This window comes from Chlorobium sp., from assembly GCF_049593655.1.
GTDB lineage: Bacteria > Bacteroidota > Chlorobiia > Chlorobiales > Chlorobiaceae > Chlorobium.
The window spans coordinates 1-14,596 of record NZ_JBAWHG010000054.1; the positions used below are offsets into that span (position 1 = coordinate 1).

12 protein-coding genes and 2 tRNA genes are annotated in these 14,596 nt (G+C 53.9%); 4 read left to right on the plus strand and 10 right to left on the minus strand.

Annotated features, from left to right (window positions below):
* The coding region (gene cysC, locus WBP50_RS09710; protein ID WP_423933942.1) for an adenylyl-sulfate kinase at nt 1-1,803 on the plus strand (1,803 nt) is incomplete at its 5' end.
* A gap of 46 nt (nt 1,804-1,849) precedes the next feature.
* On the opposite strand, the gene add is transcribed toward cysC, so the two are convergent.
* The 3 genes from add to WBP50_RS09725 form a co-directional block, all read right to left on the minus strand.
* Complete coding sequence (gene add, locus WBP50_RS09715) at nt 1,850-2,911, minus strand: adenosine deaminase (protein ID WP_423933944.1); 1,062 nt, start codon at nt 2,909-2,911, stop codon at nt 1,850-1,852.
* Between the two features lie 91 nt (nt 2,912-3,002).
* Nucleotides 3,003-3,776, minus strand: coding sequence for a class I SAM-dependent methyltransferase (locus WBP50_RS09720; RefSeq protein ID WP_423933947.1), 774 nt, complete (start codon nt 3,774-3,776; stop codon nt 3,003-3,005).
* Nucleotides 3,777-3,874: 98 nt separating this feature from the next.
* Nucleotides 3,875-5,827 carry an acetate--CoA ligase family protein gene (locus WBP50_RS09725; RefSeq protein WP_423933949.1) on the minus strand — a complete coding sequence of 651 codons (1,953 nt, stop codon included), beginning with the start codon at nt 5,825-5,827 and terminating at the stop codon, nt 3,875-3,877.
* 428 nt (nt 5,828-6,255) lie between these two features.
* On the opposite strand from WBP50_RS09725, the gene WBP50_RS09730 reads away from it, so the two are divergent.
* From WBP50_RS09730 to WBP50_RS09740, 3 genes are all read left to right on the plus strand, one after another.
* Complete coding sequence (locus WBP50_RS09730; RefSeq protein WP_423933951.1) at nt 6,256-6,885, plus strand: outer membrane protein; 630 nt, start codon at nt 6,256-6,258, stop codon at nt 6,883-6,885.
* Between the two features lie 255 nt (nt 6,886-7,140).
* The gene (locus WBP50_RS09735) at nt 7,141-7,770 is read left to right on the plus strand and encodes an outer membrane protein (RefSeq protein WP_423933952.1); all 630 of its coding nucleotides are present in this window, start codon (nt 7,141-7,143) and stop codon (nt 7,768-7,770) included.
* Between the two features lie 191 nt (nt 7,771-7,961).
* The gene (locus WBP50_RS09740; RefSeq protein ID WP_423933954.1) at nt 7,962-8,627 is read left to right on the plus strand and encodes an outer membrane protein; all 666 of its coding nucleotides are present in this window, start codon (nt 7,962-7,964) and stop codon (nt 8,625-8,627) included.
* An 87-nt stretch (nt 8,628-8,714) separates the two neighbouring features.
* Here the strand turns inward: WBP50_RS09740 and WBP50_RS09745 are convergent, their stop codons facing one another.
* From WBP50_RS09745 to WBP50_RS09775, 7 genes are all read right to left on the minus strand, one after another.
* Nucleotides 8,715-9,311: a bifunctional nuclease domain-containing protein gene (locus WBP50_RS09745; protein ID WP_423933956.1), complete on the minus strand. Its 597-nt coding sequence runs from the start codon at nt 9,309-9,311 to the stop codon at nt 8,715-8,717.
* A gap of 162 nt (nt 9,312-9,473) precedes the next feature.
* Entirely contained in the window at nt 9,474-10,442 is a 969-nt protein-coding gene (locus tag WBP50_RS09750) for an electron transfer flavoprotein subunit alpha/FixB family protein (RefSeq protein ID WP_423933957.1), read from the minus strand.
* Complete coding sequence (locus tag WBP50_RS09755) at nt 10,442-11,209, minus strand: electron transfer flavoprotein subunit beta/FixA family protein (RefSeq protein ID WP_423933960.1); 768 nt, start codon at nt 11,207-11,209, stop codon at nt 10,442-10,444. The genes WBP50_RS09750 and WBP50_RS09755 overlap by 1 nt, the downstream gene beginning before the upstream one ends.
* 73 nt (nt 11,210-11,282) lie before the next feature.
* A tRNA-Leu gene (locus tag WBP50_RS09760) sits at nt 11,283-11,364 on the minus strand.
* A gap of 29 nt (nt 11,365-11,393) precedes the next feature.
* Nucleotides 11,394-11,466: transfer RNA gene (locus tag WBP50_RS09765), tRNA-Lys, on the minus strand.
* Nucleotides 11,467-11,695: 229 nt separating this feature from the next.
* Nucleotides 11,696-12,985 carry a transcription termination factor Rho gene (gene rho / locus WBP50_RS09770; RefSeq protein WP_423933963.1) on the minus strand — a complete coding sequence of 430 codons (1,290 nt, stop codon included), beginning with the start codon at nt 12,983-12,985 and terminating at the stop codon, nt 11,696-11,698.
* Between the two features lie 325 nt (nt 12,986-13,310).
* Nucleotides 13,311-14,591 (minus strand): bifunctional folylpolyglutamate synthase/dihydrofolate synthase, encoded by a 1,281-nt coding sequence (locus tag WBP50_RS09775; RefSeq protein WP_423933965.1) that lies wholly within the window; start codon nt 14,589-14,591, stop codon nt 13,311-13,313.
* Nucleotides 14,592-14,596 lie beyond the last annotated feature (5 nt).

Sequence of the window (14,596 nt, forward strand, 5' to 3'; positions counted from 1 at the left end):
GTTGACGATGGAAAGAGCACCCTGATCGGTCGACTGCTTTTTGAAAGCAAAAACATTTATGACGACCAGCTCTGTTCACTTGAAAGCGATTCCCGCCAGTACGGAACCCAGGGCGAGAAAATCGATCTGGCTCTTCTGGTTGACGGGCTGCAGGCGGAACGTGAGCAGGGCATCACGATAGACGTCGCCTACAGGTTTTTTGCGACCGACAGGCGACGCTTCATTGTGGCAGACACTCCCGGCCATGAACAGTATACCCGCAATATGGCAACCGGAGCCTCGACAGCCGATCTGGCTGTCATTCTTGTCGATGCGCGCAAGGGAGTTCTGAGGCAAACCCGCCGCCACAGCAGGATTGTGGCCATGATGGGAATCCGGCAGGTGGTGCTTGCCATAAACAAGATGGATCTGGTCGGTTTCGAAAAGAGGGTGTTCGATGAAATCGGGCAGGATTACCGGAAATTTGCAGAAGGCTTTGCGTTTCATGCCATTCAGGCCATTCCCCTTTCAGGGCTGGATGGCGACAATGTCGTCAGCATAAGCTCCCGTACACCCTGGTATAACGGGCCCAGCCTGATGGAGCATCTTGAAGGTGTACAGGTGGACGAGGCAACCGGCCGCAGTGTTTTCCGCATGCCGCTGCAATGGATCAACCGACCCAATCTTGATTTCAGGGGATATTGCGGACGAATTGCCGAAGGGGAAATCCGGCCGGGAGATTCTGTACATATCCTGCCTTCGGGCGTAAGGACAACGGTCAAATCGGTAATCAGGGGATTCGAGGAGGTCCCCTGTGCCGCACAAAGCGACAGCATCACCCTGACGCTTGTCGACGAAGTGGATGCAAGCCGGGGCGATGTGCTTGCGACATCCCTGAATCTTCCCGAATCCGCAGACCAGTTCGAGGCTCGCCTCCTGTGGATGGCCGAACACTCGATGAAGCCCGGCAGAGCATACCTGATAAGGCACGCCTGCCATGAAACAAGCGTAACCGTTACCGATATAAAATATCGTGAAGATGTCAATACCGGAGCGCATCTGGCAGCCAAAACACTCGGCATGAACGAAATCGGCACAGTCAATCTCTCGACAGCTGCTCCGCTCGTATTCGAACCGTACGGGCTCAACCGCATTCTGGGCAGTTTTGTCATGATAGACAAACTGACCTATGAGACGGTTGGTGCGGGAATGATCAATTTTGCGCTGCGCAGGGCCGACAACATCCACTGGCAGGCTCTCGAGATCGATAAAACGGCGCGCTCCGCACAAAAGCATCAGAAACCGCAGTGTATATGGTTTACAGGCCTGTCCGGATCGGGAAAATCCACGATAGCCAATCTTCTTGAAAAACAGCTCCATGCGGAAGGACGTCATACCTACCTGCTCGACGGCGATAATGTCCGTCATGGGCTGAACAGGGACCTGGGCTTTACCGAAGCGGACCGTGTGGAAAACATCCGGCGCGTGGCCGAGGTGGCCCGACTGATGGTCGATGCCGGTCTGATCGTTCTGGTCAGCTTTATCTCTCCATTCAAAAGCGAACGGACGATGGCCAGAAACCTCTTTGAGGAAGGTGATTTTGTGGAGGTATTCATCGATACGCCGCTGGCCGAATGCGAAAAACGGGATACGAAGGGGCTCTATGCAAAAGCCAGACGGGGCGAACTGAAAAATTTCACCGGAATCGACAGCCCCTATGAACCGCCTGAATCACCGGACATTCACATTGAGAATTCACTGGTCACGCCGGAATGCGCCCTCGATATGATCCTGAAATCGCTTGAAAAAGCTTCTGCGCCGTAACCCCGATACTCACTGCTCATAACCTTCAGGGCGGTGTCGTTTGGAGTTACTTCAAAAACCGGCTGTCCAGCTCTTCGAACGTTGCAGTAAAACTCCCCGTCATGCGGATTTTTTCGAAGTCCGGAAGATAGCTGACACGCAGGGCATTGAGAATCGCGGCCTTGATATCGTCGGGGCCGAGGCCGCACTCCCGGATAGCCACAGCATATTCATTCGTGAGCGAGGTCTGGAAAAGTACCGGATCGTCGGTGTTGATGGTCACGACACATCCGGCGTCGATGAGCCGTTTTAGAGGATGCGAAGCGTAGGATTTACAGACCCCGAGCCGGACATTACTTGTAGGACAAACCTCAAGAGGCAGTGCATCCCGAACCAGATGAGCGACAAGTTCCTGATCGTCAATGGCACTGACGCCGTGGCCGATGCGCACCGGGTTCAACTGTTCTATGGTCTGCCAGATGCTGGCGGCCCCCGCCCCTTCGCCTGCATGCGGATTAGCCGGCAGCCCGCATTGCCTTGCATAGCTGAACTGCGATGCAAAATTACCGGCCGGATACCCTGTTTCAGGTCCCCCGAGACCCAGAGCGACCACCCCCGCATCTGTTGATTCCTTACTTGCCGCCCACTCGGCAATAGCCGATGCCGGCTCGGGACGGCTTCTCACGATATCGGGAATCCAGCGGATCTCCAGACCGAAGCGTGCTGCAAGTTTGCTGCGGGCTTCGTTCATGGCGCCGAGAATTTCGCTGAGCGCACACCCACGATTCAGGTAAAACTGCGGCGTCCAGGTAATTTCAGCATACCGGATATTGTGCAGAACCAGGCCCTCTCCCATCGCCAGTATCACGTCGTGAAAATCCACCGGCCTGCGCAAACAGTAAACGCCCAGAAGAAGCATGTTCGAAAAGTCTTTGAACGAACTGTAGGCATACAGTTTACGGCACTGGGCGGCAGATGAAAACGGCAGTTTCAGCCTGTTTCTCTCGGCCAGCCTGAGCAGGAGCGACGGAGGAATGGAGCCCTCCATGTGAACATGCAGTTCCGCTTTGGGCAGCGCCATAAGATAGCGCTCGAGCCGTACCATCTTTCCGGAACTTTTTTCCTGCATTTTTTTATCGCTGAATGTTTGACTGCCACGGAGAGGCACTTCACTGAAATCTCCGACCCGAGAAGCTGAATGAGAAAAGAAACGAAAAGCCTCAATCCTTTGCGGCCTGAATGAACAGGTAGAGCGCCGCATGCTGCTTCCAGAAAGCGAGATTGGGAAGCTGCCTGCACATCTCCCGGGTAGGGCGCGGCTCGGTAAGGGACAGCAGACGCAATCCGGAACCAAGAATGGCCTCTACATAATCAGTTATCGTATAGGGATACCGGATCACGGTAAACGATCCCTCCTGCTGCTTCTGAAATTTCCAGCTTTCTTCATAGGGATCACCCGTAAAATAATTCGAAACGGTCAGCCCTGCACGATTTTGCCCGGCGTTACGGTAAACGGAAAACCCGGGAGTGAAAAAACAGGGATGACGAACCACGATCATCAACCTTCCTCCGGCTCTCAACACCCTGAAAAACTCCTGAAGTACCCCGGCAATTCCGGCCGTATCCATCAAGGCCATATATGAGGTAACCAGTTGAAAACTTTCATCCGGATACCGATTGAGAGCCGAACAGGAACTCACTTCATAACTTATGCCCAGAGGATTGAGGGTCTCTTTTCGAACGGCTTCCGCGATCATTCCAGGGGAAACATCCACTCCGGTCACTCTTGCACCCTTTGCCGCGAGATGACGGGAACTTCGGCCCTCTCCGCATCCGGCGTCAAGCACATCCAGACCGCCGATCTGACCAAGCCCGGCAAGAAAACAAGGGATACCGAAATGTTCGTTGATCAGGTCGTGCCCCTGCTGCATGCTCTCCGACCAGCTCACCGCATTCCGGTCCCAATGCTTGGCCACATCATGAATATCAGTCATAAGGGGTCTCTCCTTGCAGATCTTTTGTTTTCATTTCCGGAAAAACCACCGGCATCTCCGGCGTGAACAACCCGAACGATATGCTGCCAAACCGGGGATCATGAACCGGCAAGCAGCCAATCGACAACCCTCTTGGCCGTTGCGGCTTGTTGTTCTGTCCCGGCCCAGGAGGCGACTTCAAGCACGTTTTCGCAGCCGAACATCGCAGATGCCGCACTGTGGATTTCCGGCCCTGAATCTTCTATGCAGACGCACCGGGGACTCAGGGGTTCCGCTAAAGAGAGCCACTCCAGAGGAGAATATCCCTTGACCGGGCTTTCCGCCTGCCGGGTACCGACAAGCAGAACGTCGCAAAAATCAACAGGCCACCCTTTGCTCATGACCTGATTATCAGTAACGTGAATAATGAGCGCCTCGACGCTGTCGTCCACAGAAAGCATCAGCACGGCATCTAACGCTCCCGAACACTCTTTATTGATAAAGCGATCGCCGATTCTGACCTCCCGTCCGCTGAAATGCCCGGCATTGACTCCCCTTGCCCGGCATTCGCCATGAATTGACGTGCTGATGTTTTCAGCCACACATGCAGCTTCCACAATGATTGCTACGGGAATGCGTCCGTTCCCGCCCCTGAACATGCACTGGAGCATCGGCTTGTGCAGTGTAGTAAACATCTGTGGCTGACCGTTGACCTCACAGATAGAGGCTCCGGTTTCGAACCAGGAGCGTGCGATGTCCGGTATGAGCAGATCGATACCTGCCACATCCAGTTTCATCACTCTTGCTGCGCGAAGCACCAGATCGAGGTTGTCGGGATGCAGCTGCTGCAGAGGTACCGGTATCGGTATGCCTCCGCTTGCAACGTTGCAGGCCCCTCGAAGCCTCACGAACTGACCGTCGGCCGGAACCGAATCCCTGTTGAGGTTCTGGTCCGCAAGCTGCTCTTTCGCCTCATCGTCGAATGCCATCTGATGAAGGTAACGGCGATCATCTTCGGCAACGGCCCGCTGATGGTTCTGCTCTTCAAGCAGGAGCTGTACACTGTCCCGCCCGTTGCCGGTTACGCCACCCGGAACCCTCTCGAGCACTCCGTGCACCTCACCGTTCACCACATGAATACGATAGTCACGCCCTGGCACATGTTTTTCGACCAGCACGCGTTTCGAGAGCTTTTCAGCTTCCGAAAATGCTTTGATGACCGATTGGGCCGTCCGAAGGTTCGCCTTTACGCCGCGACCGCCATCCAGATCGGCCGGCTTTACGACCACCGGATAACCCATCTCTTCGGCGCGAAGAACCGCTTCTTCCCTGGTTTTGACGATAAAGTGCCGGGGAACCGGCAAACCTGAACTTTTCAGAAGAAGAGCCGCACCCGCTTTGTCACGGGCCAGACTTGAAAAAATGATCGGAGTTGCATCAGTATAGGAGCTCTCAAGCCATCGGGCTTTACATCCGAGACCGAACCTGAAAACGGGACCCCTTAAACGGTGCCATGCAATACCCAGCTCACTGGCTGCCTGTAAAAAATGCAGCTGGTTGAAACCCTGCAGTCCTATGGCAGAAAGATTCTTCAGCAATTGCTCGAAGGAGTGCTTCAGTTCCTTCAGCGGTTTCTGCGCCGGTCTCTCCTGAACGGCCGTTTTCAATAAATCCATAACAAAAGCTACCGCCGACAGCGCCGCGCGATGATCCATGCAGGGCTGGATAAGGGTGCGGCAATCCGGATTTTTAGCTGTCGGTTCCAGAATGCGGGCCGGCTCGAAAACCGGATGATTTGCCTGCTTCAGAATAGCGGAAGGCCAGTACTGAAGCCGTCTCAGAAACGGATAGTCATCAGCTTCTCCCGGAAAGTCTTTACAGACTATACCCAGGTCAGCGGCAACCATCCTGTCGATATCGGAAAGACCCGGCAGTTTGACCGATTCGCCATGAACCTGATAACGCAGGGTTGGCTGATGGAATCCGTAAACGTAGCCCTGAAAGAGGTGCGGCTTGCCCGTCAACGCAATTCCGGGCAAAGAAGATAGCGATACTGCAGCGTCTGGCGTCATAGTGTTTTACAGGAAAATAAGGGGGATAACCGAAAGCCTGAAGGAAAAAAGAAAAGGCCTGTTTTATCGATTGAATTTAGGCCCTTATTTCGGATATCCCAAAGCCCCGGCGTCATCTTGACACGCATCTTCCGGCATCCCGACAGATTCCACTCTATCTATACACGGGATTGCAGAGCGATCTGCTCTACTTCGCTGCGTGCTGCTCGGCCTGCGATTTCAGGCGTCCATTCTCTTGATAGCTCACCCTCGCCTCTCAAACAGAATCCCCCCGCAGGCCCTGGCGTATCATCGCGCCAATGTTGCTTTCGATTCAGACGTTCACGCAAAATCAAACACTGGTGTTACGAATTGAATAATCATTACGAAAGTGGTATATTCCATCATAGCTCAATCGATCATTTTCATAAACCTCCAACTGTATCAACATGAAAAAGAATCTCTCACTTTTAGCCGCATTTCTGGTTGTCGGCTTCTGCGCCACACCAGCTTCGGCTGCTGACCACTATGTCAGCGGCATGGGAGGCATCTCCTGGATGAACGACATTAAGGTTGATTATTCCGAGGCATCCAGTGAAAAGCTGGATATGAGCTCAGGCTTGACCCTGCTCGGCGCTATCGGCTGCGATTACGGCGACTACCGCCTCGAAGCTGAACTCGGTTACCAGCAGAACGATATCAAAAACTGGAAAGGCAATACGCCTGTTCAGAATGAGGTAGTCAGTGCATCTGTACCCATGGATGGTGACGTATCCATTCTCTCATTAATGGCAAACGGCTATTACGATGTCGATCTCGGTGGCGTTGAGCTCTATGCGACTGCCGGCGTCGGTGTTGCACAGGTCTCTTTCGATGATGTGAAGGCAGAGGACGAAACGGGGTCAACCACTGAGCATGAAACAACGCTTGCCTATCAGGTTGGTGCAGGTGTTGCTGCTCCTATTGCAGACAATATCAAGCTTGATCTCCGCTACCGTTACTTCGCCACAACCGATTTCTGGGAAGACACCAACGTTGCAAGCCACAGCGTGCTGCTCGGCCTGCGTGTAGGATTCTGAACCTCTTCTTCAGAACTGACAATGCAGAAAGTCCCTTTAGTGGGACTTTCTGCATTTCAGGCCCCCCACCCTTTTGATAGCTCACCCTCGCCTCCCAAACAGAATCCCCCCGCAGGCCCTGGCGTATCATTGCGCCAATGTTGCTTTCGATTCAGACGTTCACGCAAAATCAAACGCTTGCGTTACGAATTGAAAATTCTTACGAAAATGATATATTTGAACCGATCATTTCCGTAAACATCCAACTGTATCAACATGAAAAAGAATCTCTCACTTTTAGCCGCATTTCTGGTTGTCGGCTGCTGGGCCGCTCCTGCTTCCGCAGCTGATCACTATGTCAGCGGCATGGCGGGCATCTCCTGGATGAACGACATCAACACTGAATCTTCCTATAACTACGAAGGAGAAGATTCCAGCTCTGACATCGGCCTGGGTTCAGGACTCACCCTGCTCGGCGCTATCGGCTGCGACTACGGCGACTACCGCCTCGAAGCTGAAATCGGCTACCAGAAGAACGACGTCAAGGAGATGACAGAGGATTCCCTCAGCGAAGACTTCGACGGAGACGTCTCCGTGCTTTCGCTCATGGCGAACGGCTACTACGACGTCGATCTCGGCGGCGTTGAGCTCTACGCGACAGCCGGCGTCGGCGTTGCGCAGGTCGCGTTTGACGGTCTGGGCGAAGATGGTTCCGACTACTCGGAAGACCTGAACGAAACCACGCTTGCCTATCAGGTCGGTGCCGGCTTGGCCGCCCCGATCGCCGACAACGTGAAGCTCGACCTCCGTTACCGCTACTTCGCAACGACGGACTTCACCGTGTACTCCACCGACATGAATGTCGACAGCCACAGCGTGCTGCTCGGCCTGCGTGTAGGCTTCTGAGCCATTCGTTCATGGATGGGTGGTCCGGTTATTTACAGCAAAAGGCTTCGTTTCAGCGAAGCCTTTTGCTGTTTCCTGCGGCCAGCGCTGAATTTGCTTAAAACATTTTTTCGCCTGAAATCACTGCTTCAGTTACTGATTCGGGCATTTTCGGTCTCCCGGCAACACAACAACCATCAAAACACGTTTCTATGAAAAAGACACTGGCACTTCTCTTTGCGGGACTTGCCGTTGCCGGCCTTTCGGCAGCGCCTGCTTCCGCCGCAGACCATTACGTAAGCGGCAACGTCGGCCTCTCATGGATGAACGACTCCTCCATTGCCGCCGACGAGGTTTACGGCATCGATGAAATCAGTTTCGACGCAGGCCTTTCCCTGCTCGGCGCCGTCGGCTGCGACTACGGCGATTACCGCCTCGAAGCCGAAATCGGTTACCAGCAGAACGACATCGATGAAGTCAACATAATCAACGAACCTGAATTTGCCGTCACCTCCGGAGTGCCTTCCGAGGGAAACGTTTCCGTGCTTTCGCTCATGGCCAACGGCTACTATGACATCAATCTTGGCGGCGTTGACCTCTATGCCACGGCCGGCATGGGTGTAGCACAGGTCAGCTTTGAGGATTTCCGTTATGGCGATGCCATCGAGGAAGATGGAGGCAGCATGGATTTCAGTGAAACCACGCTTGCCTGGCAGGTTGGAGCTGGTCTTGCCGTACCGATCGGCACCAATATTGCGCTCGATGCCCGCTACCGTTACTTTGCAACCACCGATTTCTCCATTCCGCAAGGTAAATCGGACGCCAACATAAATATCGCGAGCCACAACGTCCTGCTCGGTCTCCGCGTAGGATTCTGAACGGACATTTCGGATATCAAACAGAAAAGGAGGCTTTTTTGCCTCCTTTTCTGTTTACGATACCAGGTGATATGTTTGATTCCGGTTTCAGCCAATACCTTTAAGGCGGGATATTTCATCCCTCAGCCGGGCGGCTTCTTCATAATTTTCACGATTCACGGCCTCTTCGAGACGCAGCTGAAGCTCTTCGAGTTTTGCTGCCGGAGATTTAGGCTCTGCCGCCTCTTCGAGTTCCGGGGGTGAAACAGCCTCATCTTCGTCCTCCTCCTCTTTCTGTTCCTCCCTTATACCGGCCTCGTCCATTATATCCTCCGTCACAAAGACCGGCGCGTTGAACCGCACGGCTATGGCAATGGCATCGCTGGGGCGGGCATCGATTTCATGAACCTCTCCTCCGAGCTCGCAGACAACCTTGGCATAGAAGGTTTCGTTGTGCAGTTCATCGATGATGATTTCGTTGACGTGAAGACTGAAAGCATCGGAGATATTCTTGAACAGGTCGTGGGTAAATGGCCTGGGGGGTTTGATGTTTTCAAGCTTGAGCGCTATGGCCTGGGCTTCGAAGCCGCCGATGATGATCGGAAGTTTTCGTTTTCCCTCGATTTCATAGAGAATAAGGGCATAAGCTCCGTTGGTATGGGGGCTTGTAGAAAGACCGAGTATATCTACCTGAAGTTTACGCATTGTTTTATCGTCATTAAGGCACCTCTTTGTTAAGTTGTTTCATCTGCATCTTCCCTGTTTGCAGAAACGCATGCCACCCACGACAAGTAATAGAGGCGCCCATTATTCATTGCCGGAGCATAGAGGAATCCGTGAGTTGCTATAACAGCAAATTACAGTTAATCATTTCTTCCGCAAAACATCCCTGACGGCATCTGTCAGCCGGGGAAGAACCTCCCTGACATCTCCCACAATGCCATAATCGGCCACATCGAAAACAGGCGCATACGGGTCGCTGTTGATTGCTACAATGGTTCGTGCCGAAGCGAGTCCGGCAAGATGCTGAACAGCTCCGGAAATACCGCAGGCAATATAGAGCTCCGGCGCTACCGACTTGCCGGTCTGCCCGATCTGCTGGCTGTGCGGACGCCACCCTTCATCGACGGCCGAACGGCTTGCCCCGACACTGCCACCCAGCAGGTTCGCCAGCTCCTCAAGCATCGCGAACCGGCCGGCATCGCCCATACCGCGACCTCCGGCAACGATAATTCCGGCTTCGGAAATATCTTCCGATGAACTAGTTGCAATAATGGCACGGATAAGAGGAGCCGCATCCCGGAGAATGCCCGGCGATTCCTGAAACGCGACACACCGGGGACGCTCCAGGGAACTGAAGGTTACCCGACGATGCTCGCGACCCTGCAGAACAATCCGGATTGCGGATTGCGGACGGTAAGCCGCCAGCACCGAACCTGAATGAATGTACCGCCGGCAGACCTTTTCATCCGGATAGGCGGAAGTGCATCCGGCAAGCAGCGAAGCAGGAAGCGTAGCTGCAATGGCGGGAGCAAGCCTCCTGCCTGCTGCAGTCGCCGCCATGAAGATGTCTGTGCACCCCTCTTTGCGGACAAGTTCCGAAAGCATGCGGCACAGCTCCATATCGGACGGAACGGCGGGGCGAGCAGAGAGTGCGTGATGAACTGTTCCGCTCCCCTGAAGCACATCGAGCGCTCCGGAGCTGAGGGAACCGGCGACAAAACCGGCAACACGGTCTCCTGAAAAAAGCTGTTCCTGAACCCTGTGCCAGACGTCTGCGGAAACTCCGGCGACAAGGCCGTTTCTCGGTTCCAGAAAAACCAGATAGTATGCCATCAGTCTTCTCCCGAAATGTGCCGGAAATGGCCGTCGGCATGCAGCATCCCCGCGAGTTCTTCCGGTGTGGCGGCAAAACGGCACCTTTTCTTTTTCGATACCGTCTCAACACTCTCGAGAGAGACCTTCGGGGGGGGCGGCTGTGATGCCTGCAGAATTTCAAGAGGCTTTTTCCGGGCCTCCATAACCTGCCTGATACCGGTTTTCCGGGGGGTGTTCAACCCCTTTTCAGTGCTGATCACAAGGGGCAGGCGCGCAACGAGAAGTTCCGTTCCGCCTTCGGTCTCCCTCTCCAGCTCAAGATGTTCTCCTTCCGCCCTGAGCGCCGATACCGGTCCGGTAAAGACCATGCCAAGCATGCCGGCAAGCATGGCGGGAACACTCGCGTTCTGAAAATCAAGGGACTCCCTGCCGCAGAGCACAAGATCGGGAAGCGCCTCCCCATAGAGATTGCGGAGAGCTTCGGCAAGAACCCAGGCTGTCTGGAACGGGTCCTGCAATGGTGAAAAGGAGCGAACATCGAAAGCCCTGTCCGCACCCATGGCAAGAGCCTTCTGCAGCAGATCTTTTCCGGATTCGGGAGAAGCGCCGAGCGCGGTAACCGTCGATCCCGGAAACCGATCCCTGAGCAGAATGGCTTCCTCGACAGCAAATTCATCGTAAGGGTTCATGACCCAGGCGGCCCTCGTCATATCGAGCGCCCCGTCGATAACGGCAACTGCGGAAGCTGAATCCGGAACCTGACAGATACAGACGGCGATGTTCATGTCAATGAAGAATCGTTGATAACTGCCGCTTAACAAAAAAGCCGCATAACAGCGGCTTTTACGTAAAAATATGTGCCCGAGAGGAGATTCGAACTCCTACACCTTTCGGCGCTACCCCCTCAAGATAGTGTGTCTACCAATTTCACCACTCGGGCATCGACTTAAAAAAGAACGTTCTGTAGAGTGAGAATAGAAGGACTCGAACCTTCGACCCTCTGCTTAAAAGGCAGATGCTCTACCGACTGAGCTATATTCTCGACCTGAAACAACAGTACGGATTAACAATCCGGAACTTACTTGTTCTGGTAGCGCAGGCGCTTCTTATGCCTGTTCTTCCGGCGCATTTTTTTGCGCTTGTGTACCGCCATCTTATGGCGTTTTCTCTTTTTTCCGCAGGGCATGTAGTAAAATTCCTCTTGTTTTAAAGGCTGATAATATAGGATTAATTTTCAAAACTGCAAACACCTGTTCATTTTTCTGTCCCCGTCAGGCGTTCATGTACTTGAAAAACTCCCGGTTATCCTTCGTATCGCTCATTTTCTCGCGCATGAACTCCATGCATTCGATCGGGTTCTTGTCTGCAAGGTATTTTCTCAGCAGCCAGGTCCTCGACAGCTCCTCCTGGCTGAAAAGCAGTTCCTCTTTCCGGGTACCCGACCGGAGAATATCGATGGCAGGAAAAATACGGCGTTCTGAAAGCCTGCGGTCAAGCACAAGCTCCATGTTGCCGGTTCCCTTGAACTCCTCGAAGATGACGTCATCCATGCGCGAGCCGGTATCGACAAGCGCCGTGGCGATGATGGTGAGGCTGCCGCCCTCCTCGATATTACGCGCTGCGCCGAAAAAACGTTTCGGTTTGGTCAACGCATTGGCGTCGATACCGCCGGAAAGAATCTTGCCCGAATGCGGAATGATGGTGTTGTGCGCACGGGCGAGCCTGGTGATGGAATCGAGCAGAATGACCACGTCCTGCCCCACTTCAACAAGTCTTTTGGCTTTTTCCAGCACCATATCGGCAACCTGGACGTGACGCTCGGGGTCCTCGTCGAAGGTCGAGCTGACTACCTCCGCCTCGACGCTGCGCGCCATGTCGGTCACCTCTTCGGGGCGTTCGTCGATCAGAAGGACAATCAGGTAGACTTCAGGATGGTTTTTGATGATCGCATTGGCAATCATCTGCAGAAGCATGGTCTTGCCGGTTTTCGGCTGAGCAACGATCAAACCGCGCTGCCCTTTGCCGATCGGGGTAAAGATATCCATGATCCTTCCGCAGTATTCCGTCTGCCGGGTTTCGAGCTTCAGCCGATCATGGGGAAAAAGCGGGGTGAGATTCTCGAAAAACGGACGTTCCCTGGTGATTTCCGGATCGGCGCCGTCGATGGTGTTGATTTTGAGCAGGGCAAAAAAGCGCTCCCCTTCTTTCGGAGCACGCACCTGGCCCGAAACCGTATCACCGGTACGCATGCTGAAGCGCTTGATCTGGGAGGGTGAAACATAAATATCGTCCGGGGAGGACAGGTAGTTGTAATTGGCAGAGCGCAGAAAGCCGTAACCCTCGGGAATAACCTGCAGAACACCGGTATTGACCATCACCTGGGAGCTTTCAGGATCGCTGGTTTTCTGCGACTGCGCCTCTATGATCTTGAATATCAGCTCTTCTTTCCGTAATCCGGCCGCAGATACTCCGAGCTCTTTTGCAAGAGCGTTCAACTCATAAACTTTCTTTTTCTGGAGTACATTGATGTCCAGACCCTTGGAAACCGAATTGTTCGACATGGTATTGGTAATTGTATTCAAATCATGGTAGTTAAAAAAGCAGCGGAATATCGCCGGAGCAGCGGAACGCTTCCGGCGGCAAAGAAACGGTAAAGAGCATTGACGCCAGCTGAGAGCTTTCCCGGTAAACCCCGGGTATTCGACATGGAATGAAATCTATAAACGGAAGAATACAGAGGAATACGGACTGAATGTGAAATAAGGAATGTAAATGGGATTTATCAAAAGGGACGTTCCCGATGGATACGCGAAGATTTCTTGTAGTTATCACAAATATATAATTTTTTCCGATAAAAAAGTACCGGAGCAACATGCAGCCGCAACCCTACCGCTGCTGAACCCCTTTTCGGCGAAGAATCTCTCCGGCAAGAAAAAAAGATCCGGTGACAAGAATCATGTCACGGGAGTCCGCATCTTCGAGCATCTGCCGGAGCCCTTCGAGAGGCGTATCGAAAACAAGCGGATCGACTCCCTCGTTCTTCAGGAGAGCGGCGAGCTCCGAAGCCGGGATGCTGCGCTCGGACGGAATCGTAACCGCTGCAAAACGGGCATCGAGAGGCAGGAGATGACGGATTACCTCTCCGGCCTCCTTGTCGGAAGCCAGACCGATCAGCACATGCATGGCGCGGTAACGATGCCGGAATACGGAAATTGCCGCAGCCGTCTCCCTCATGCCGTCAGCGTTGTGAGAAACATCGAGAAACACGTCGGGCATGGTGCCGATCTTCTCCAGCCGGGCCCGGTAACCGGTTTTCAGCAGGTTCAGAAACCCCCGGCGCACGGCATCCTCCCCAATGCCTGCAGCTTCGGCAACCATGACGGCAAGCGCAAGATTGGATGCATGAAAAGCCCCGGTAAGGGGAGCCCGCAGTGTATGGTAATGAGTTCCCGCTGTCGAAAGTGAAAATTCCAGCGCTCCCGGCTCGGCGCTTTCCACCCTCAGTGCAACATCCCTTTCAAGCCTGAAGAGCGGAACCCGGTTCAGTTCGGCGGCACGAACTATTTCCGCAAGAGCTTCGGAATCGGTGACTGCGGTAAACACCCGTGACTCCGGATTGATTATCGCGGCTTTTTCCCTGGCGATCATGGCGGGCGAAGTGCCGAGCCATGCGGTATGGTCACGGCCGATAGAGGTGATGACCGCATAATCGGACTTCACGACATTGGTGGCGTCAAGCCTGCCGCCCATACCGGTTTCGATAACGGTTACCTCAACCTGTTCATCGGCAAACCACGCAAAGGCAAGCGCTGTTGTCGCCTCAAAAAATGTTGCCCGAAGTTCGACAACCCTCTCCTTCATGGCAGAACAGTATGCCGCTACCCTGCCGGCAGAGATGGGCTGCCCGTCGATACGCATCCGTTCGGTAAAATCGACAAGATGCGGAGAGGTGTACAGGGCGGTCTTTTTTCCGGCGGCCTGAAACATCGCGGCCAGCGCCGATGCTGTGGTGCCTTTGCCGTTGGTGCCTGCGATATGGATAATGGTGCCGAGCCGCTTGTGCGGCATACCGAAAATATCGAGAAGAGCAGTTGCCCGCTCCAGGCCCGGCTTCATGCCGAACCGGTGGAGCGGGTAGAGAAAATCAAGGGCCTCCTGGTAATTCAACGTAC